Here is a 361-nt window from a genome sequence, read left to right as displayed (position 1 = left end):
GGCATCGCCGAAGGCGCGTTTGCCGAAGCCCGGAATTACACCCTGACCGAAACCCGGCCCTGGCATAAATCCACGGTGCAGGACATTCGCCAGGACCCGTACGTGCTCAACCACTACGGCGAATTCTGGGTCGCGCTGGAAGGCGTGCGCCTGCTGGTGGAACGCGCCGCCGAACTGCTGGACCAGGCCTGGGCCAAGGGCCCGAGCCTCAGTGAAAGCGAGCGCGGCGAGCTGGCCATCGCCATCGCCACGGCCAAGGTCGCTGCCACCCGCAACGGCCTGGAGCTGTGCAGCCGCCTGTTCGAAGTCACCGGCGCGCGCTCCACCCACGCCTCGCTGCGCCTGGACCGGCACTGGCGCA

The 361-nt window shown here is 68.7% G+C and carries 1 protein-coding gene; it reads left to right on the top strand.

All coding sequences use genetic code 11. The annotated features are described in order from the left end of the window. Positions 1-361, top strand: a 361-nt coding sequence (locus tag HX786_RS31445; protein ID WP_256735356.1) for an acyl-CoA dehydrogenase family protein, incomplete at both ends; no start/stop codon positions are given.

The organism is Pseudomonas sp. 21615526 (genome assembly GCF_013386245.1).
In the GTDB taxonomy this organism is placed as follows: Bacteria; Pseudomonadota; Gammaproteobacteria; order Pseudomonadales; family Pseudomonadaceae; genus Aquipseudomonas.
Note: the sequence above shows the minus strand (reverse complement) of the source record. Positions and strands in the feature narration are given on the sequence as shown.